This is a genomic window from Pseudomonas sp. PHC1 (assembly GCF_046487845.1).
In the GTDB taxonomy this organism is placed as follows: domain Bacteria; phylum Pseudomonadota; class Gammaproteobacteria; order Pseudomonadales; family Pseudomonadaceae; genus Aquipseudomonas; species Aquipseudomonas sputi.
Genome location: NZ_JBJXHJ010000001.1, coordinates 58592 through 77828, shown reverse-complemented (window position 1 = coordinate 77828; position 19237 = coordinate 58592). Strand labels below are relative to the sequence as shown.

Annotated in this window: 20 protein-coding genes and 1 tRNA gene; 10 read left to right on the top strand and 11 right to left on the bottom strand. The window is 59.6% G+C overall.

Annotated elements, in window-relative coordinates:
• Nucleotides 1-42: 42 nt before the first annotated feature.
• The 3 genes from iscR to trmJ form a co-directional block, all read right to left on the bottom strand.
• On the bottom strand, nt 43-534 hold the full coding sequence (gene iscR / locus ACKJSM_RS00405) for a Fe-S cluster assembly transcriptional regulator IscR (protein ID WP_007956690.1): 492 nt from the start codon (nt 532-534) through the stop codon (nt 43-45).
• A 168-nt stretch (nt 535-702) separates the two neighbouring features.
• Entirely contained in the window at nt 703-1479 is a 777-nt protein-coding gene (cysE, locus tag ACKJSM_RS00400) for a serine O-acetyltransferase (protein ID WP_085699842.1), read from the bottom strand.
• A 2-nt stretch (nt 1480-1481) separates the two neighbouring features.
• Entirely contained in the window at nt 1482-2252 is a 771-nt protein-coding gene (trmJ, locus tag ACKJSM_RS00395) for a tRNA (cytosine(32)/uridine(32)-2'-O)-methyltransferase TrmJ (RefSeq protein ID WP_410236370.1), read from the bottom strand.
• 145 nt (nt 2253-2397) lie between these two features.
• On the opposite strand from trmJ, the gene suhB reads away from it, so the two are divergent.
• Nucleotides 2398-3216 carry an inositol-phosphate phosphatase gene (gene suhB / locus ACKJSM_RS00390; RefSeq protein ID WP_007941397.1) on the top strand — a complete coding sequence of 273 codons (819 nt, stop codon included), beginning with the start codon at nt 2398-2400 and terminating at the stop codon, nt 3214-3216.
• Nucleotides 3217-3312: 96 nt separating this feature from the next.
• Here suhB and ACKJSM_RS00385 read toward each other — a convergent pair whose 3' ends face one another.
• The 6 genes from ACKJSM_RS00385 to queA all read right to left on the bottom strand — a co-directional run bounded on the left by ACKJSM_RS00385 (nt 3313) and on the right by queA (nt 9396).
• Nucleotides 3313-3861 (bottom strand): glycine zipper 2TM domain-containing protein, encoded by a 549-nt coding sequence (locus ACKJSM_RS00385; protein ID WP_039765699.1) that lies wholly within the window; start codon nt 3859-3861, stop codon nt 3313-3315.
• A gap of 116 nt (nt 3862-3977) precedes the next feature.
• Nucleotides 3978-4892, bottom strand: coding sequence for a protein translocase subunit SecF (secF, locus tag ACKJSM_RS00380; RefSeq protein ID WP_236181226.1), 915 nt, complete (start codon nt 4890-4892; stop codon nt 3978-3980).
• Between the two features lie 9 nt (nt 4893-4901).
• On the bottom strand, nt 4902-6773 hold the full coding sequence (gene secD / locus ACKJSM_RS00375) for a protein translocase subunit SecD (protein WP_410236369.1): 1872 nt from the start codon (nt 6771-6773) through the stop codon (nt 4902-4904).
• Between the two features lie 64 nt (nt 6774-6837).
• Entirely contained in the window at nt 6838-7173 is a 336-nt protein-coding gene (yajC, locus tag ACKJSM_RS00370) for a preprotein translocase subunit YajC (protein WP_007956696.1), read from the bottom strand.
• A 43-nt stretch (nt 7174-7216) separates the two neighbouring features.
• Complete coding sequence (tgt, locus tag ACKJSM_RS00365) at nt 7217-8332, bottom strand: tRNA guanosine(34) transglycosylase Tgt (protein ID WP_161794909.1); 1116 nt, start codon at nt 8330-8332, stop codon at nt 7217-7219.
• 14 nt (nt 8333-8346) lie between these two features.
• Nucleotides 8347-9396 carry a tRNA preQ1(34) S-adenosylmethionine ribosyltransferase-isomerase QueA gene (gene queA / locus ACKJSM_RS00360; protein ID WP_134020471.1) on the bottom strand — a complete coding sequence of 350 codons (1050 nt, stop codon included), beginning with the start codon at nt 9394-9396 and terminating at the stop codon, nt 8347-8349.
• 108 nt (nt 9397-9504) lie between these two features.
• On the opposite strand from queA, the gene ACKJSM_RS00355 reads away from it, so the two are divergent.
• The 4 genes from ACKJSM_RS00355 to ACKJSM_RS00340 all read left to right on the top strand — a co-directional run bounded on the left by ACKJSM_RS00355 (nt 9505) and on the right by ACKJSM_RS00340 (nt 11761).
• Nucleotides 9505-9589 (top strand) — tRNA-Leu (locus tag ACKJSM_RS00355).
• A 94-nt stretch (nt 9590-9683) separates the two neighbouring features.
• Nucleotides 9684-10013 carry a hypothetical protein gene (locus ACKJSM_RS00350; protein WP_039765674.1) on the top strand — a complete coding sequence of 110 codons (330 nt, stop codon included), beginning with the start codon at nt 9684-9686 and terminating at the stop codon, nt 10011-10013.
• Nucleotides 10014-10122: 109 nt separating this feature from the next.
• Nucleotides 10123-10488, top strand: coding sequence for a hypothetical protein (locus ACKJSM_RS00345; RefSeq protein WP_410236368.1), 366 nt, complete (start codon nt 10123-10125; stop codon nt 10486-10488).
• Nucleotides 10489-10579: 91 nt separating this feature from the next.
• Nucleotides 10580-11761, top strand: coding sequence for a hypothetical protein (locus tag ACKJSM_RS00340; RefSeq protein WP_410236367.1), 1182 nt, complete (start codon nt 10580-10582; stop codon nt 11759-11761).
• Between the two features lie 206 nt (nt 11762-11967).
• Here ACKJSM_RS00340 and ACKJSM_RS00335 read toward each other — a convergent pair whose 3' ends face one another.
• Nucleotides 11968-12717 carry a hypothetical protein gene (locus ACKJSM_RS00335; RefSeq protein WP_410236366.1) on the bottom strand — a complete coding sequence of 250 codons (750 nt, stop codon included), beginning with the start codon at nt 12715-12717 and terminating at the stop codon, nt 11968-11970.
• 366 nt (nt 12718-13083) lie between these two features.
• Here ACKJSM_RS00335 and ACKJSM_RS00330 point away from each other — a divergent pair, with 366 nt between their 5' ends.
• Nucleotides 13084-13830, top strand: coding sequence for a hypothetical protein (locus ACKJSM_RS00330; RefSeq protein ID WP_410236365.1), 747 nt, complete (start codon nt 13084-13086; stop codon nt 13828-13830).
• 71 nt (nt 13831-13901) lie between these two features.
• Nucleotides 13902-15821 (top strand): alkaline phosphatase D family protein, encoded by a 1920-nt coding sequence (locus ACKJSM_RS00325; protein ID WP_410236364.1) that lies wholly within the window; start codon nt 13902-13904, stop codon nt 15819-15821.
• Between the two features lie 53 nt (nt 15822-15874).
• Here ACKJSM_RS00325 and ACKJSM_RS00320 read toward each other — a convergent pair whose 3' ends face one another.
• Nucleotides 15875-17047, bottom strand: a complete 1173-nt coding sequence (locus tag ACKJSM_RS00320) for an aspartate aminotransferase family protein (RefSeq protein ID WP_410236363.1) — start codon at nt 17045-17047, stop codon at nt 15875-15877.
• 102 nt (nt 17048-17149) lie between these two features.
• On the opposite strand from ACKJSM_RS00320, the gene ACKJSM_RS00315 reads away from it, so the two are divergent.
• The 3 genes from ACKJSM_RS00315 (at nt 17150) to ACKJSM_RS00305 (ending at nt 19094) form a co-directional block, all read left to right on the top strand.
• The gene (locus ACKJSM_RS00315; RefSeq protein WP_410236362.1) at nt 17150-18055 is read left to right on the top strand and encodes a LysR family transcriptional regulator; all 906 of its coding nucleotides are present in this window, start codon (nt 17150-17152) and stop codon (nt 18053-18055) included.
• A 45-nt stretch (nt 18056-18100) separates the two neighbouring features.
• On the top strand, nt 18101-18505 hold the full coding sequence (locus ACKJSM_RS00310) for a GNAT family N-acetyltransferase (protein ID WP_410236361.1): 405 nt from the start codon (nt 18101-18103) through the stop codon (nt 18503-18505).
• A gap of 64 nt (nt 18506-18569) precedes the next feature.
• The gene (locus tag ACKJSM_RS00305; protein ID WP_410236360.1) at nt 18570-19094 is read left to right on the top strand and encodes a hypothetical protein; all 525 of its coding nucleotides are present in this window, start codon (nt 18570-18572) and stop codon (nt 19092-19094) included.
• The last annotated feature ends 143 nt before the right edge of the window (nt 19095-19237 follow it).

Below are 19237 nucleotides of genomic sequence, written 5' to 3'. Positions count from 1 at the left end.
TCCTAAATCAGGCTGGCTGGCGTGCCGCTAGCTCTCTGGCTGTCATTCGACGGCGGACGCTTCAATCTTGTCCAGGCGCGGCGCCTTGCCATTGCAACGACGCTGATCCTGACGCTGGGCCACTTCCTGCACCTCACGGCGAGTTACGAGGTCGGCCAAGCTGATACCGCTGAGAAATTCGTGAATCTGCAGGCTCAGGTCGCACCACAGGTGATGGGTCAGGCAGGTGTCACCGGAGTGGCAGTCGCCCTGGCCCTGGCATTTTGTTGCATCGACCGATTCGTTCACCGCATCGATCACCTGAGCCACCTGGATGCCCTGCATGTCGCGGGACAACTGGTAGCCACCGCCCGGACCGCGAACACTGGAAACCAGGTTACTGCGGCGCAGCTTGGCGAAAAGCTGTTCGAGATAGGACAGGGAGATGCCTTGGCGCTCGGAGATATCGGCCAGGGACACCGGCCCGTGTTGCGCGTGCAACGCCAGGTCAAGCATGGCGGTCACGGCGTATCGGCCTTTTGTAGTCAGTCGCATGGACAATTACCACGGAGTTCGGAATGGGCGGGAGTATGCAATTCCCGAGCATTTAAGTCAACTATAAGACCTAGTGCTTTAGTCGGGTTTACCCGCAAAAGAGCGCGCGAATGATAGCAGGGTCTGCGGCCTAATGGCACACCGGTCGGCAGCAGCCCTGCAAGTGCGTCAGTGAAGCTTGGATTCGTCCTTGCCCTTGACGCAGGCGAAGTCTTCTTCACGCAGCTCGGGCAGATCTTTCGCACAGTAATTGCTGCCCAGATCCTTCAGTGCGCCACACATTCCTTCCAGCCGCCCGTCCACCGCCTGCAGATGGTCGAGCAACTGGCCGATGGCACGTGCCACCGGGTCGGGCATGTCTTCACTGACGCCATAGGCATCGAAACCGATCTTCTCAGCCATCGCCTTGCGCTTGGCGTCGACCTCGTCATCGGACTTGACGATGATCCGCCCCGGAATCCCCACCACAGTGGCGCCCGGAGGCACTTCCTTGGTGACCACGGCGTTGGAACCGACCTTTGCGCCGGCGCCAACAGTGAACGGTCCGAGCACTTTCGCACCCGCCCCCACCACAACGCCATCGCCCAGCGTCGGGTGACGCTTGCCCTTGTTCCAACTGGTGCCGCCAAGAGTCACGCCCTGATAGATCGTCACGTCATCGCCGATTTCAGCGGTTTCGCCGATCACGATGCCCATGCCGTGGTCGATGAAGAAGCGCCGACCGACCTTGGCGCCCGGATGGATCTCGATCCCGGTCAGCCAGCGACCGAAGTTCGACACCAGCCGCGCCAGCCATTTCAGATCGTTGCGCCAGAGCATGCCGGCCAGTCGATGAATCCAGATTGCATGCATGCCGGGGTAGCAGGTCAGGACTTCAAAAGCGTTACGCGCCGCCGGGTCTCGGTGGAATACGCTCTGGATATCTTCACGCAAACGCTCGAACATCATTAATCCTTCCGCTTAAGGAGCTCGCCACGGGCCGCTTTCTGGGTTTCCGTGAGGATGCCACGCAAAATATTCATTTCCGCCCGGCTGACCGAGCTGCGTCCGTACAACCGGCGCAGGCGCGCCATCAAGTGCCGCGGCTTTTCCGGATCGAGGAATTCGATGGCTACCAGGGTCTGTTCCAGGTGTTCATAGAACCGCTCCAGTTCATCCATGGTCGCCAGTTCGGCGCTTTTCACCGAGGCCACTTCTTCTTTCTCGATCTTGCTCGGCTGGCCTTGCGCAGCCAGCCAGGCCATGCGCACTTCATAACTCAACACCTGCACCGCCGCCCCAAGGTTCAGCGAGCTGAACTCAGGATCGGAGGGGATGTGCACGTGATAGTGACATCGCTGCAACTCGTCATTGGTCAGGCCGGAGTCTTCACGACCGAACACCAGTGCGATTTCCGCGCCCTTCGCTGCCTCCTCGACCACTTTGGTTCCGCATTCGCGCGGATCCAGCAATGGCCAGGGAATCCGCCGGTCACGGGCACTGGTGCCGAGCACAAGGTTGCAACCGACCAGGGCGTCTTCCAAGGTGGCGACGACTTGCGCGTTTTCAAGGATGTCACCGGCACCCGAAGCGCGGGCATCGGCTTCGTGATGCGGAAAGACGCGTGGATCAACCAGCACCAGACGCGACAGGCCCATGTTTTTCATGGCGCGCGCGGTCCCGCCGATGTTTCCCGGATGGCTGGTATTGACCAGGACGACACGAATATTTTGCAGCACGGCGGGCGCTCTCGGACTCGGCAAAGGGGTGCAAATCTTACAGAACAGCCTACCGTTAAGCTATGAAAGCGAACAGCGACCTTCACCTGAAGAAAAGTTCTGATAGAATGCGCGGCTTTCTTTAACAACCTTAGGTGACACATCCATGCAGCCCATGCTGAATATCGCGCTGCGCGCCGCCCGCAGCGCCAGTGAACTGATCTTCCGCTCCATCGAGCGCCTGGATACCATCAAGGTCGACGAAAAAGACGCCAAGGATTACGTATCCGAGGTCGATCGCGCCGCCGAACAGAAAATCATCGACGCCCTGCGCAAGGCTTATCCGAATCACTCGATCATGGGTGAAGAGACCGGCCTGCACGCCGGCACCGGCATCGAAGGCGAAGAATACCTGTGGATCATCGATCCACTGGACGGCACCACCAACTTCCTGCGCGGCATTCCTCACTTCGCCGTCAGCATTGCCTGCAAATACCGTGGTCGCCTGGAACACGCCGTTGTTCTGGATCCGGTTCGCCAGGAAGAATTCACCGCCAGCCGTGGTCGCGGCGCTCAACTGAACGGTCGCCGCCTGCGTGTCAGCGGTCGCACCAGCCTGGACGGCGCCCTGCTGGGTACCGGCTTCCCGTTCCGCGATGACCAGATGGACAACCTCGACAACTACCTGGGCATGTTCCGCGCCCTGGTGGGCCAGACGGCCGGCATCCGCCGCGCCGGCTCGGCGAGCCTGGACCTGGCTTACGTGGCCGCCGGCCGTTTCGACGCATTCTGGGAGTCGGGTCTGTCCGAGTGGGACATGGCCGCTGGCGCCCTGCTGATTCAGGAAGCGGGCGGCCTGGTGAGCGACTTCACCGGCGGCCACGACTTCCTTGAAAAAGGCCACGTCGTTGCCGGCAACACCAAATGCTTCAAGGCAGTCCTGACGGCGATCCAGCCGCACCTGCCAGCCTCGCTGAAGCGCTAAGCGTTTCGCGAAACCAAAAAAAACACCCTTCGGGGTGTTTTTTTATGGGCATGAAAAAGCACCCCGAAGGGTGCTTCTCTTATAGCCATCAACTATTCACTGACCCGGCTCGTTCTGCGACAGGATCAGCTTGCCTTCCTTGTCGACCGGGATCTGATTGCCTGGATCACGATCCATCCGCACCTTGCCCTCCTTGCCATCCAGTGAATACCGGACGTCATAGCCCACGACCTTGTCGCTGATGTCATTCACCGTGTTACAGCGAGTCTGAGTCGTGGTGTAGGTATCACGCTCCTGCATACCCTCCTGAACCTTGTTACCGGCATAACCCCCACCGACCGCACCGGCCACCGTGGCAATCTTCTTGCCGGTGCCGCCGCCGATCTGGTTACCCAGCAAACCACCCGCCAATGCACCGACCACCGTACCGGCAATCTGGTGTTGATCTTTCACCGGCGCCTGCCGGGTCACAGTCACATCCTTGCATACTTCACGTGGAGTCTTGATCTGTGTCTTGACCGGCTCGACGGCTAGTACCTGCGCATACTCAGGGCCGCTTTTTACCAGGCTGTAGGTGGCAACAGCACCCCCGGCAGTCACACCGACAGCACCCAATACCGCACCAACCAGCATTGACTTGTTCACATGAACCTCCTGACCGTCACATGCGGGACGCGCCCGCGCTTCTCCCAGCCTTGGAGCAAAAAAAAAGACGCGAGTTCAACTCGCGTCTTTTTTGTCTGACCGCTGGAAAAGCGCCGTTATGGACGGTCGTCGACTTCCTTCTCGGTGTTGGCCGGCGGAATCAGATCTTCAGTAGTCAGATTCAGCCAGATCAGCACCACGTTCGCGATGTAGATCGACGAGTAGGTACCCGCCAGAACACCGATAAACAGGGCGATGGAGAAGCCGAACAGGTTATCGCCACCGAAGAACAGCAGCGCCGCGATCGCCAGCAGGGTGGAGACCGACGTCGCCATGGTCCGCAGCAAAGTCTGAGTCGTCGAGATGTTGATGTTCTCGATCAGCGAAGCCTTGCGCAGGACACGGAAGTTCTCACGCACCCGGTCAAATACGACGATCGTGTCGTTGAGCGAGTAACCGATGATCGCCAGCACCGCTGCCAACACCGTCAGGTCGAAAGTGACCTGGAAAAACGACAGGATACCGATGGTCACGATCACGTCGTGGATCAGCGACACGATGGCACCGACCGCAAACTTCCACTGAAAACGGAAAGCCAGGTAGATCAGAATGCCGCCGAGCGCCAGCAACATGCCGAGGCCGCCCTGGTCACGCAGCTCCTCACCGACCTGCGGACCGACGAACTCGACACGCTTGACGGTAGCGGGGTTATCGCCGCCGACCTTTTGCAGCGCTTCTGCAACCTGATGGCCCAATTGCGGGTCTTCACCCGGCATACGCACCAGCAGATCGGTGGTCGCGCCGAAGCTCTGAACGACGGCTTCGTGATAACCGGAAGAAACCAGTTGCTCACGTACCTTGGTGACATCGGCCGGACGCTCGTAGGTCAGCTCGATGAGCGTACCGCCGGTAAAGTCCAGACCCCAGTTCATGCCCTTGTGGAACACGCTGAAGATTGCCAGCAAGGTCAGGAATACGGTGACGCCGAACGCAAAGTTGCGAACGCCCATGAAGTTGATTGTACGTAACATGGCAGCCCCTTAAATCCACAACTTCTTGAAGTCACGTCCGCCAAAGATCAGGTTGACCATTGCGCGGGTCACCATGATGGCCGTGAACATCGAGGTAAAGATCCCGAGGGACATGGTCACTGCAAAGCCCTTCACCGGGCCGGTGCCCATGGCGAAGAGGATGCCGCCGACCAGCAAGGTGGTCAGGTTGGCGTCGAGAATCGCGGTGAATGCCCGGCCGAAGCCTTCGTTGATTGCACGTTGCACGGTCATGCCGGCGGCGATCTCTTCACGAATCCGCGAGAAAATCAGTACGTTGGCGTCGACCGCCATACCCATGGTCAACACAATACCGGCGATACCCGGCAGCGTCAGCGTGGCACCCAGCAGCGACATCAGCGCCAGCAGCAGCACCATGTTCACTGCCAGAGCCACGGTGGCGATCAGGCCGAAGAAACGGTAGATGGCGATGATGAACAGCGAGACGAACAGCATGCCCCACAGCGATGCATCGATACCCTTGGTGATGTTGTCCGCACCCAGGCTCGGGCCGATGGTGCGTTCTTCAGCGAAGTACATCGGCGCAGCCAGACCACCGGCACGCAGCAGCAGCGCCAGTTCGGAGGACTCGCCCTGGCCGTTCAGGCCGGTGATACGGAACTGCGCACCCAGCGGCGACTGAATGGTCGCCAGACTGATGATTTTCTTCTCTTCCTTGAACGTCTGCACCGGAACGTCTTTCTCGACGCCGTCGACCACTTGCTTGACGTAAGTAGTGACCGGGCGCTGTTCGATGAAGATCACCGCCATGCTGCGACCGACGTTACTGCGGGTCGCGCGGTTCATCAGATCGCCACCGTGACCATCCAGTCGGATGTTCACTTCAGGTGTACCGTGCTGCGAATCAAAACCGGCCTTGGCGTCAGTCACCTGGTCACCGGTGATGATCAAGCCACGCTCGATCTGCGCCGGAGGACGGTTGCCTTCACGGAACTCGAAAGTTTCGGAAGTGGCTTTCGAAGCACCCGGCTCGGCGGCCAGACGGAACTCCAGGTTAGCCGTCTTGCCGAGGATACGCTTGGCTTCGGCAGTGTCCTGCACGCCCGGCAGCTCAACCACGATACGGTTGGCACCCTGACGCTGGACGATCGGTTCGGCAACACCCAGCTCGTTGACGCGGTTACGTACCGTGGTCAGGTTCTGCTTGATGGAGTATTCACGGATTTCCGCCAGCTTGGCCGGGGTCATCGCCAGACGCAGCACCGGTTGACCGTTGAGGTCGGCCGGAACAATGTCGAAATCGTTGAAATTCTTGCGGATCAGCGCACGGGCCTGTTCGCGGGAGTCAGCATCGCTGAAACCCAGTTGAATGGCGCCATTGAGTTGCGGCAGGCTGCGATAGCGCAGTTTCTCTTTGCGCAGCAGGCTCTTGACGTCGCCTTCGTAGACTTTCAGGCGGGCGTCGAGGGCTTTGTCCATATCCACTTCCAGCAGGAAGTGCACACCACCGGACAAGTCGAGACCCAGCTTCATCGGGTGCGCAGCGAGGTTGCGCAACCATTGCGGGGTGGTTTGTGCCAGGTTCAGCGCGACGACGTAGTCATCACCCAATGCCTTGCGGACAACATCCTTGGCCGGCAGCTGGTCTTCAGCCCTGGTCAGACGGATCAGACCGCCCTTGCCGTTCGCAGCCAGGCTCGAGGCCTTGACGTTGATCCCGGATTCCTTGAGCGCGGTGCTTACACGATCCAGATCGGCCTGATTGACCTGCAGGGCCGTGCTGGCGCCACTGATCTGAATGGCCGGGTCATCGGGGTATAGATTCGGAGCGGAATAAATCAGACCGATCGCCAGCACCGCCAGGATCAGAATGTATTTCCACAGAGGATATTTGTTCAGCATCACGCCGCCCGTTATGAACGCGGGGCGCCTTGCGCGCCCCGTCGATTGAGTAGAAGTTGGAACCTTAGATCGCTTTCAGCGTGCCTTTTGGCAGCGTGGCGGCGATGGCGCCCTTCTGGAATTTCATTTCCACGGTGTCGGAAACTTCCAGAACCACGAAGTCATCGGCCACTTTGGTGATCTTGCCGGCGATGCCGCCGGTGGTGACCACTTCGTCGCCCTTCTGCAGGCTGCTCAGCAGGTTCTTCTGCTCTTTGGCACGCTTGGCCTGTGGACGCCAGATCATCAGATAGAAGATGACCAGGAAGCCGACCAGGAAAATCCACTCGAAGCCGCCGCCCATAGGTGCTGCAGCCGGTGCAGCCGCGTCAGCCATGGCGTTAGAGATAAAAAAGCTCATTTAGCACTCCAGTTGCAAATGTTGAATCTTGGGGTCAGAAAACTCAGTCCAAAGGCGGAACGGGAAGCCCGCGTTTGGCGTAGAAGGCATCGACAAAGGCGGCCAATGTACCCTGTTGAATAGCCTCGCGCAAACCAGCCATCAGCACCTGATAATGGCGCAAATTGTGGATGGTATTGAGCATGCTGCCGAGCATTTCGCCGCACTTGTCCAGATGATGCAGATAAGCGCGGGAGAAGTTCTGGCAGGTATAGCAATCGCAGGTCGGATCCAGCGGCGAATCATCATGGCGATGGAACGCGTTACGGATCTTCAGCACGCCTGTATCAATGAACAGATGCCCGTTGCGGGCATTACGGGTTGGCATCACGCAATCGAACATGTCCACACCGCGGCGCACACCCTCAACCAGATCTTCCGGTTTGCCAACGCCCATAAGGTAACGAGGTTTGTCAGCCGGCATCATGCCCGGCAGGTAGTCCAGCACCTTGATCATTTCGTGCTTGGGCTCGCCCACCGACAGACCGCCGATGGCCAGGCCGTCGAAACCGATCTTGTCCAGGCCTTCCAGCGAACGCATGCGCAGGTCCTGGTGCATGCCGCCCTGAACGATGCCGAACAATGCCGCGGTGTTGTCGCCATGGGCATTCTTCGAACGCTGGGCCCAGCGCAGCGACAGCTCCATGGACACACGGGCAACGTCTTCGTCAGCCGGGTACGGCGTGCATTCATCGAAGATCATCACGATGTCCGAACCCAAGTCGCGCTGGACCTGCATCGATTCTTCCGGGCCCATGAACACTTTCGAACCGTCGACCGGGGAGGCGAAGGTCACGCCCTCCTCCTTGATCTTGCGCATGGCGCCGAGGCTGAACACCTGGAAACCGCCGGAGTCGGTCAGGATCGGGCCTTTCCACTGCATGAAATCGTGCAGGTCGCCGTGCTCCTTGATCACTTCGGTGCCCGGGCGCAGCCACAGATGGAAGGTGTTGCCCAGAATGATCTCCGCGCCGGTGGCGACGATGTCACGCGGCAACATGCCCTTGACCGTGCCGTAGGTGCCCACCGGCATGAAGGCCGGAGTCTCGACGGTGCCACGAGGAAAGGTCAGACGACCACGACGAGCCTTGCCATCGGTGGCAAGCAACTCGAAAGACATACGACAGGTGCGACTCATACTGTTTCCTCTGGGCCGCGCGGCGCGGGATTACGGGTGATGAACATCGCATCACCGTAGCTGAAAAAGCGGTATCCGTTATCGACCGCGGCTTTGTAGGCGGCCATGGTTTCCGGATAACCGGCGAACGCCGAGACCAGCATCAACAGCGTGGACTCGGGCAAATGGAAATTGGTGACCAGGGCGTCGACCACGTGGAACGGCCGGCCCGGGTAGATAAAGATGTCGGTGTCGCCGCTGAACGGCTTGAGCACGCCATCGCGGGCGGCGCTTTCCAGCGAACGCACGCTGGTGGTGCCGACCGCGATGACTCGACCACCACGCTCACGGCAAGCGGCGACGGCATCGACCACGTCCTGACCGACTTCCAGCCATTCAGTGTGCATGTGGTGATCTTCGATCTTCTCCACGCGCACTGGCTGGAACGTGCCGGCGCCGACGTGCAGCGTGACGAAGGCCGTCTCGACGCCCTTGGCGGCGATCGCTTCCATCAGCGTCTGATCGAAATGCAGCCCGGCGGTCGGCGCCGCCACCGCGCCGAGTTTCTCGGCATACACGGTCTGATAGCGCTCGCGATCCGAACCTTCGTCCGGGCGATCTATATAAGGAGGCAACGGCATATGCCCGACACGATCGAGCAGCGGCAGCACTTCTTCGGCAAACCCCAGTTCGAACAGCGCATCGTGACGCGCCAGCATCTCGGCTTCACCGCCGCCGTCGATCAGGATCTTCGAACCCGGTTTCGGCGACTTGCTGGAACGCACATGGGCCAGCACGCGGTGGGTATCGAGCACGCGTTCGATGAGGATTTCCAGCTTGCCGCCGGACTCCTTCTGCCCGAACAGGCGCGCCGGAATCACCCGGGTATTGTTGAACACCATCAGATCGCCAGGGCGCAAATGCTCAAGCAAATCAGTGAATTGACGGTGTGCCAGGGCGCCGCTGACCCCATCCAGGGTCAACAGGCGACTACCGCGACGCTCGGCCAAGGGATGGCGGGCAATCAGCGAATCAGGAAGCTCGAAGGTAAAGTCAGCAACGCGCATGATGGGGTTCGTCTAGCAGGGCCGGAAAGTCTAGCGGAAATATCGAAAATTGACCATGAAACGTGATTGACCAACGGTAGGCACCTCTCTATACTTCGCCGCCATTGAGCCCTGATGGCGGAATTGGTAGACGCGGCGGATTCAAAATCCGTTTTCGAAAGGAGTGGGAGTTCGAGTCTCCCTCGGGGCACCAAAATTAAGAAAGGTCTTGCTGAGCAAGGCCTTTTTTTTCGTCTGTCGGAAAGTGCCGCTGGCCGTCCCGGCGAGACCTTACACAGGTTCACCGCATGGAAACGTCACTGGAAACCGTCGCCCTGTTCTCTCTCAAACTTGCGTACGAGGAAGAAGGCCTGAGCCCGATCCTGCGCGATGACATGGTCATGGGCGACTATCAGAAAGACGTGTTCGAATTGCTGGTGCGCCGGGGTGATGTCGAGACGATCCAGTTCAAGATGAACGAGTGCCTGGCGCTGGCGATGGATGCCTTGGGTGGCGTCGAGAAACCGTTGGGGCGGGAACTGCACAAGTTGTCGACCGACTTCCGCCAGGCGCAATCGTTGGAGCAACTGGATCAGCCGCTCCTCGCGCTCAAGGGTTATTTGAAGGACATTCTTTAAGCTACGCAGATGAACAAAGTGGCGCAAAGCTTCTATTTTGATATCTTGCCGCCCACTCGCCAGAGGCTTGTCAACCGCCTCTGTATCGCGCACTCGGGAATAAACCAAAATGGATGCTGTGTTGTGCTTGCTGGTGATGGCTGGGACCTGGCTATGGGTGGTGAGGCAACGGGGTGAGTGGAACCTGTTGCTGGCCAACCTTGCCGGCGCCGGAAGTGGCGTGGTTACCGGCATTGTGTTCACGCTGATTTACGACGCCGTCATTGGTACGTCGATGGCGACACCCAACCTGAATCGCAGCCTGGTGGTGTTCATCACCAGCGCGGGCGTTCTGGCGGGGGTATGGCTGTGGATTGCCAATCGCCGTCAACCCGAACATACGGTTGCACGTCAGTTGCTCGGCGCGGTGTGTGGCTTGGCCGCCGGCATGGCGACCCTGATGTTTCTTGCTGTGAATTACTTCCCCCACACGTGATTGGACGCGTGACTGTTTTGCTATCTTGCCGCCCGCAACCGGCGGATCGACTTGAAGTGCTGGCACGAAATAACGAAAGGAAATGGATGGGATGGAGACATCGTTGATCGTGATGTTTTTGGCGGTCTGGGCAGGCATGTGGGCCTGGGTCGTCAAGAATCGCGGTACCTGGCCGGTACCTTTCGGCCACTTCGCCGGCGTGATTGCCGGGTTTATCGTGGCGGCCGTCGTGTACGTTACCGTCAGCGGACTACTGCCCGAGAAACCCACCCCCGCGACATCCAGCGGCGCTCAGCCGCAAATCGCGAACGAAAGCCAGCTAAGGACCTTTGTCCCACGCAAGCCGGTCAGTCGTGCATCCGCTGCGACGTCGCCGTTGCTGCCGACCGACAGCCCACGCTATCCACGACTGTCTACACCGCTGCTTTCCGCCAATCTCGATCCACAGTGGAAAAGCCAATACGCGCAATGGCGAGCCAACGCAGATATGGTCAACGGGATCAATGGAGGTCTAGCGGGGCTGATCTGTCGGTCAGCGGCAAAATCCACGCTACGCGTTCCGGATTCCGCCGCGTTCGACGAGACTGAGGAATTTCGATCCGACGCCTACAAATCCCAGACCTACCTCCTCATCAGCAGGATCAGTGGCGAAAACATGGAAGGCACGATGGTCAGTCTTGGCTACGACTGCGCTGTGCAGTTCGTCTCGGGCAACGGGATCAAGGATGACCAATGGCGACTGCTGGAATTGACCATGCAAGGCAAATCAGGCCCTGCGGTTTCTGCCAATACTTCGACCGGGGAGGCATTGCCCGAGTATGTCGCCGGTGCGCCTGGTATTACGCCAGAACCACTCAAGTCCGGTCTGGTGGAAGACTATCTCAATGAAATACCGACAACCCGCTCCGAGCTGGCGACGGTTCAAGGGATGACTGCGCAACAGACTCTGGCTCATGCGCAGTTGCGAAAAGGGCTCATTGACGGGCCGGACGCCAACAAAAGACTGATCGCGTTCCAGATGTGCGAGCCGTTTATACGCAGCGCGCTGCGTCAGCCGGAACTGGCCTTGTTTGCCGACGATAAAGCACTCTTGACTCTGCGTTTCAAACATCAGATCTATACCAGCACAAGTCTGATGAAGATTCAGGACGCTGCGGGAAACTATCTGACCTATCGCTTCGAATGCACGCTGCAGGCTATGCCATCCATGAACGTAGGTTTTGACGACTGGAAGTTGCTGGATCTGCGCTTCGAACTGATCGGAAGCTTATAGGCTCGATGAGCAAGAGGCGCTACGCTGCTATTTTGCCGTCCACTGCCGCCGAGGCTGGTGTCCGGTCCTGAAAAAGGCTTACACCTGTTCAACCCAACGCCCGATGCAATGCATCGGGCGTTTTGTATTTCAAAAACAGACACGCTCGATGGAGCAGCTGGATGCGCAGCTCCTCTATCCGTCGGACGAAGAAAAATATTGGCTGATCAGTCGATTTCCTTGACGACTCGAATGTCGACGGGAAACCCATCCGCTCCCTCCAGTTCCTTCCACCCGACGTACTGAAAGATCCCGTCCCGGTCAATGTTGTCGCCCCTGTCCACCCTCTTACCGTTCAGTACCGCGACGTTTCTATGGTGGACACATGTGCCATCCGGCGCACCGACGGTGTAGATCACATAAGGTTTATTGTATTGCGCGGCGCGAAAATGCCGGCCGCATCCAAAATCGACTGTGATCATCAACGTCTTCAGATTCTCTTCGCCATCCAGCTCTGCGTGCTCGTCGAGCTGACCTATCTCGCCTACGTCGGTGAAACCCAGAGCACGAGCGCGTTTGTATTCCGGGGAGTTCCGGTGTTCGGTCTGCGCGTGTTGCAGATGCTGAGCGATCTCGTCGTCGTATACAGCGCGCTCCTTGGCAACGATATCTTTCCCTTGGTTGATGAGGTTTTCGCAGCGAGCGTAATCGGGGGAACCGAGTTTTGAGGGATCTAGGTGTTTACGATGTACCGAAAGGGTTCGCAGAGGGCTCTCGATATAGAGCATGGAATCTCTTGCAGTCTGACTACCGTTCTGCAGATTGGTAATTGCCCGCTGCATGTACTGGCAATCGGAGAGGTAGCCCTTCCAGGCCTCCTCCGGAGTTTCTTCCCAGTCGTCGGCATACGCCGGGGTCATCACGACAGCGAGGGTGGTCGCGTAGAGCAGGCGAAAGACCAAGGTAGAAATGGGCATATGTAATCCGTTACGGTGATGAGGAATGGCGCGACGCTACTATTTTGCTATCACGCCGTCCACTCAGGATTGAGTAACTGGACGGTCGCTCCGCACTGAAGTCGGTTAAGGAAAGTGCTCGATGAAAACCCTGTCGCCCTTTCTGCCTTTGCCGCTGTCTGGATATGGATCGCCCGCCGCCCGCAACCGGAGCACTCGGTCGCACGTCAACTGCTGGGCGCCATCTGTGGCTTCGCCTGCGGCGTGACGACTCTGGTTTTCATCTCTCTCAACTTTTAACTGTTTTTGCTATCTTGCTGGCCATTATTGCAGCGGGCTCGACGCATGCTGCCTTGAGCGTTCTGGCAGGTTAAAGGAAAGGATCGAATGGAGTTTCTGCGTTTTCTGGCATTTGTCGCGGCCTGGGGTTTCATGTGGCGCTGGGTGGTGAAAAACCGCGGTAGCTGGAATCTGTTTTACGCCAACCTGGTCGGTGTAGCAGGCGGTTTCATTGTTTCGATGGTGGTGTTGGCGATCACCTTTTCACTGTTCCCGTCGGCGCATCGCTACGAAGCCGCGCAGACTGAAAACGTTGTGGCACAGCAGCAAGCCGAGCCGACCTCGTTGCTGCCGGAAGCCGAGGCGCTTGCCAGCCCCGCCGTGCTAAAAGACGCGCCGGCGTTTGCCGCGATCGAGCCGGACAACAAGCCCTCTCCAGCGGATTCCGCATTGCTGCCGAACTACGCCAGTCGCGCACCGAAGACGCTGTCGGTGCAAACCGTGATCGATCAGAGTGACGATCAGGGGCGCAAGGCCCTGACGGCGCTGAGCAAAAAACTGCGCGCCGACGCCCAAGGCGACAAATCGATGCTCGCGTATGTCATGTGCAGCCCGTTCGTGACCAGCACCTTGCGCTTCCCCGCATCTGCCCGGTTTGCCGACAGTAAAAGCCTCACGCCGCAGCGCTTCAAGGATCAGGTTTACTCCTTCAGCAACACCGTCACCGCGCGAAACATGAATGGCGACGATGTGACGTACCGCTTCGACTGCTCCGTACAGGAACAGCCACGTGTCGACGCGACGCCGGCCGAATGGCGCCTGCTCGCGCTGAAGCTGGAAAAAACCGGCACTTAAGCCTGGTTTAAGGGTTCGAGGCGCTGGCTGCGCTATCATCGCCGGCCTGTGCGCCTTGAGCTTTTCCCCCGATGCCTCCGACACCTGATGACCTGAGCCCGTTGCCTGCCGTTCTGGCCGGGCCACTGCTGCGCCGACTGGAACCGACGCGCGTAGTGTTTTGGCTGGTCGGCAGCCGCGAGCTGTCGTTGACCTTGCGCCTGCAAGGCGTAGGAAACATTCCTCTCGATAGCGGGAAATGCACGGTCATTCCGGTAGGTACCCGGGCGTTTGTTCACCTGATCGATGTCCCCCTCGAAACCGCCCTGCCCTGTGACACTCGCATCGACTACGACCTGTTGATCGATGGCCAGCAGCCCATCGCCGACTGGGCGCCACACCTGCTCTACGACGACGCCACCTGCCCGAACTTCGTCCTGCGTTCGCGCATCGACCAGTTGCTCCACGGCTCCTGCCGCAAGCCCCATCACCCGGCCGCCGACGGCCTGCTCTGCGTTGACCGGTTGCTGGCTGCCGAAAGCGATCCTCAACAACGACCCGCCTTGCTGATGATGAGCGGTGATCAGGTTTACGCCGACGATGTGGCCGGTCCGATGTTGCGGGCGATTCATGCCTTGATCGAGTGCCTCGGTCTGTTGGGTGAGCACCTCGAAGGTGCGGTGGTCAGCGACAGCGCGAAACTCTACGAGCACCCGGCCAGCTACTATCACCGTGCCGATCTGCTGCCGGCGCTTGAGAGCAACGAGACATTGCGCGACCGTTTCTTCGGTGGTGCGCGCAAGCCAATTTTCACCAGCAGCAGCGCTGACAATCACCTCGTGACGTTCGCCGAAGTCATGGCCATGTATTTGCTGGTGTGGTCGCCAACACCCTGGGCACTGGTCAATCCGCAGCCGCCAGCGCTGACGCCAGAACGCCTCAAGCGCTACGCCCTCGAACAGACCCGCATCGACGGGTTCAAGGCCGGCCTCGGCCAGGTGGCCCGGGCATTGGCGCACCTGCCGAGCCTGATGATTTTCGATGACCACGACATCACCGATGACTGGAACCTGTCCGCGCAATGGGAGGAAACGGCCTACGGCCACCCGTTCTCCAAACGCATCATCGGCAACGCACTGATCGCCTACATGTTGTGTCAGGGCTGGGGCAACAATCCGGATGCATTCAGCGCGGTGCTGGAGAAAACCCGCGGCCTGAGCGCCAGCGGTGACGACCACTATCTCGACGCGCCCGTGCAGGACGGATTGATTGAGGAACTGCTGCACTTTCAGCAGTGGCATTTCGTATTGCCGACTCGCCCGGCGCTGGTGGTGCTCGACACCCGCACCCGACGCTGGCGCAGCGAAATGGCGCTCAAGCAACCGTCGGGTTTGCTGGACTGGGAAGCCCTGAGCGAACTGCAACAGGAACTGCTCGACCATCCTTCGGCAATCATCGTCTCGCCGGCACCGATCTTCGGCGTGAAGCTGATCGAAACCGTGCAGCGAGTATTCAGTTGGTGCGGTTATCCACTGCTGGTGGACGCCGAAAACTGGATGGCCCATCGCGGCGCCGCCCAGGTGATCCTGAACATTTTCCGACACTCGCGTACACCGGGCAGTTACGTGGTGCTGTCAGGCGACGTGCATTATTCCTTCGTCTACGAAGTCCTGATCCGACACCGCAAGGCCGGCCCGCGCATCTGGCAGATCACCAGCAGCGGCATCAAAAATGAATTCCCGCCGACCCTGCTGGAGTGGTTCGACCGCCTCAACCGCTGGCTCTACTCACCGCGCTCGCCGCTCAACTGGCTGACCAAACGCCGCCGCATGCGCATCGTCCCGTACGTACCGGAACACGCCGAAGCGGGCGAACGGTTGTGGAATTCGGCGGGAATCGGCCAGGTTTTTTTCAATCAACAGGGGCAGCCAAACGACATCATCCAGCACAACTCGAATGGCGCACCGAAGACCCGGATGCTGGCGCCGGATTTGTCGGATTATCCTGATTAAGCAAAAAATGGCTGCCGAAAAAACGGCAGCCATTTCAGGCGCAAGCGGGAAAATCAGCTCTCGCCCAGCGCTCGCGCCACCCCTCTGACAATCATCTCCACCTCCCGCTCATCAATCGTCAGCGGCGGCAGCAGCCGGATCGTCTTGCCGCGCGTGACGTTGATCAGCAATCCATGATCCCGCGCGGCAATCAATGTCAGGTCGCGGATCGGCTGTTTGAGTTCGATGCCGATCATCAGCCCTTGCCCACGAATCGCCAACACATTCGGATTGTCCGCCAGCTCTGCGCGCAAGCGGCTCAGCAAGCGCTCGCCCTGGACCCTGGCATTTTCCAGCAGGCCTTGTTCCTCAATGATCTCGAGCACGGTGCACCCCACCCGACACGCCAGTGGATTGCCGCCGAAGGTGCTGCCGTGGCTACCGGGTGTGAACAGATCCGCCGCCCGGCCCCGTGCCAGGCAGGCGCCGATCGGCACGCCGTTGCCCAGGCCCTTGGCGAGGGTCATGACGTCGGGAACGATGCCTTCGTGCTGGAATGCAAACCAGCGACCGGTGCGGCCGATACCGGTCTGGATTTCGTCGAGCATCAGCAGCCAGGCGTGACGATTGCACAATTCGCGCAGGGCTTTGAGGTAGCCGGGCGGTGCCAGTTGCACGCCGCTTTCGCCTTGGATCGGTTCGACCAGCATCGCCACAATCCGCTGGCCATGTTTGCGCTGCACTTGCGCCAGCGCCTCAAGATCGCCGAACGGAACCTTGACGAAATCCCCGGGCAACTCATTGAAACCCAGGCGCACCGCCGGGCCATCGCTGGCGGACAAGGTGCCCAGAGTACGGCCATGAAACGCGTTGGCCATCACCACCACCAGCGGCTGTTCGATGCCTTTGCGCCAGCCGTACAGACGCGCCAGTTTCAACGCGGTTTCGTTGGCCTCGGCACCGGAGTTGTTGAAGAACGCCCGCTCCATCCCCGCCAGCCGCGTCAGCTTCTGCGCCAGCGACTGTTGCCAGTCGATGCTGTAGAGGTTGGAGGTGTGCAGCAGCAAGCCCGCCTGCTCGCTGATTGCCGACACGATGCGCGGGTGCGAGTGGCCGACATTGGTCACCGCCACGCCCGCCACCGCATCCAGGTATTCGCGGCCCGCCTGATCCCAAAGTCGGGTGCCCAGGCCTTTGATGAAACTCAAGTCCAGCGGTTGATAGGTGTTCATCAGGGCGGCGGTCATGTCGGCAAACTCCAGCGAGGTGAGAGAGGCTGGCAGTATGGTTATCCACCTGAACTGGATAAACTCGGCAAAACTTCAATCATTTAAAAGCCGGGCTTGATAATGGATCTGTTCCAGTCGATGAGCGTGTACGTCAAGGTTGTGGAGTCCGGCAGCATGACGGCGGCCGCGCTGCAGTGCGAAATGTCCACGACCATGGTGGGCAATCACCTGCGGGCGCTGGAGCAACGGCTCGGTGTGCAATTGCTGCAACGCACCACCCGTCGCCAGCGACTGACCGAGTTCGGCAGCGTTTACTACCAGCGCTGCCTGGAAGTGCTTGGTCTGGTTGCCGACTCCGAACGCCTCGCCGAGCAGACGCTGGATGAACCGCGCGGCATCCTGCGGGTGACCGCGCCGCTGACCTTTGGCGTCGAACGCCTGGCCCCGGCGCTCAGTGAGTTTTCCCTGCAATGTCCGCAGGTCAAACTCGACGTGATCCTGACCAACCGCCGCCCGGATCTGCTGGAAAGCGGTCTCGACGTGGCCTTCCGGCTGGGCCACTTCGACCAGTCCAACCTGATCGCGCGTCCCCTGATCGACTACACCCTGACCGTCTGCGCCTCCCCGGAATACGTAGCCCGACGCGGCATGCCGCTCACGCCTGAAGACCTGCGCCAGCACGACTGCCTGTCCTTCGCCTACCCCGCCGGCGATGATTGGCAATCGGTGGAAAAGCAGTGGCGCCTCAGCGGCCCGGACGGCGAAATCATGGTCGATGTCAAAGGCCCAATGTTGATCAACAGCTCCGCCGGCCTGCATCAGGCCGCGCGCACCGGCATGGGCATCGTGATGCTGCCGGACGCGCTGGTGGAACAGGACCTGCACGTCGGCCGACTGGTCGTCGTGATGCCGGACTACCAGCCACCGAACCGCCCGATGCATCTGCTCTACGCGCCTGATCGCTATCGGCTGCCGAAACTGCGCCGCTTCGTCGAGTTCGCCATGCAGATGTGGGGCAGACCGTAAGCAACGCAACTACTGTTGGACATACACCAGGGACGGAATCAACGAATGAACAAAGACATCTCAATACGCGACCTCCTGCCCACGGAAGTGGAGGCGGCAAGGCAGTTTCTGGAGGCGCACGGCTGGGGCCATCGCACCGGCACCGCCGAACATTTCGCCCAGCTCATCCAGAACGCCCAACGCACCGCCATTGCATTGAACGGCCAGCAGATTGTCGGTTTCGCCCGTGGCATCACCGATGGGATCTCCAACGGTTACCTGTCGATGGTCGTGGTCGACGGGCAACATCGGCGCACGGGCATTGGGCGGGCGCTGGTTGAACATGTGATGGGCGATAACCGCGACATTACCTGGGTCCTGCGTGCCGGGCGCGAAGGTGCGGAAGCGTTTTTCGCCAGCCTGGGGTTTGAAACGTCGATGATTGCGATGGAGCGTTTGCGGCTGAAATAGCCGACGGTTACGGTGACCCCGGCTATGCTCCACCCTCCTCCTTTTCCAGCATGGATGCTGCGCAATGCTCACGATTCTGCAAAACACTCCGATACGGGTTTACCTGATTTTTCTGCTGCTGGTTTATTTCGGCATCAAGGCGTTCTCTCCCCGCCGTGAGAGCCGTGCCTCGATGCTGATAACCCCCCCGGCGTTTTTGGCGTGGTCGCTGTACTCCCTGAACCTGTCGATCAACCCGGCCTTGTTTTTCAGCATCTGGCTCGGCGCGCTGTTGCTGGGCGGTTTCTCGGCATGGCTGGTGTTCTCCCGGCGGGGCGTGGTGCTTGACGACTCTGCGACAGGACTGATCATGCCGGGCACAGTAAAAATCCTGATCATGTACCTGATGTTCTTTTCTGCGAACTACTACTTCAATTATCAGCATGACGTGCATCCGGAGCGTTCCGCGTCCCCGGACCTGCTGTTGCTCAAGTCGATTATTTCGGGGTTCCTGGGCGGCCTGATCAGCACCCGCTCGTTGAAGCTCTACTGGACACTGCGTGCTCTGGCGTCCCGGCGACTACCGGAGAACGCTATCGCCAATGAATAAGGCAGAGCGCTCGCGGTGCCGGGTTGCTCGACACAAATCATCCGGATAAATAATCGGCACCGCCGGCCCCTTGCTCCGTGACAACGCCGCCGCGCTCCCCTAAATTAGTCGGCCTGAAAAAGCCCCCAGCGCTTTCTCGTCTC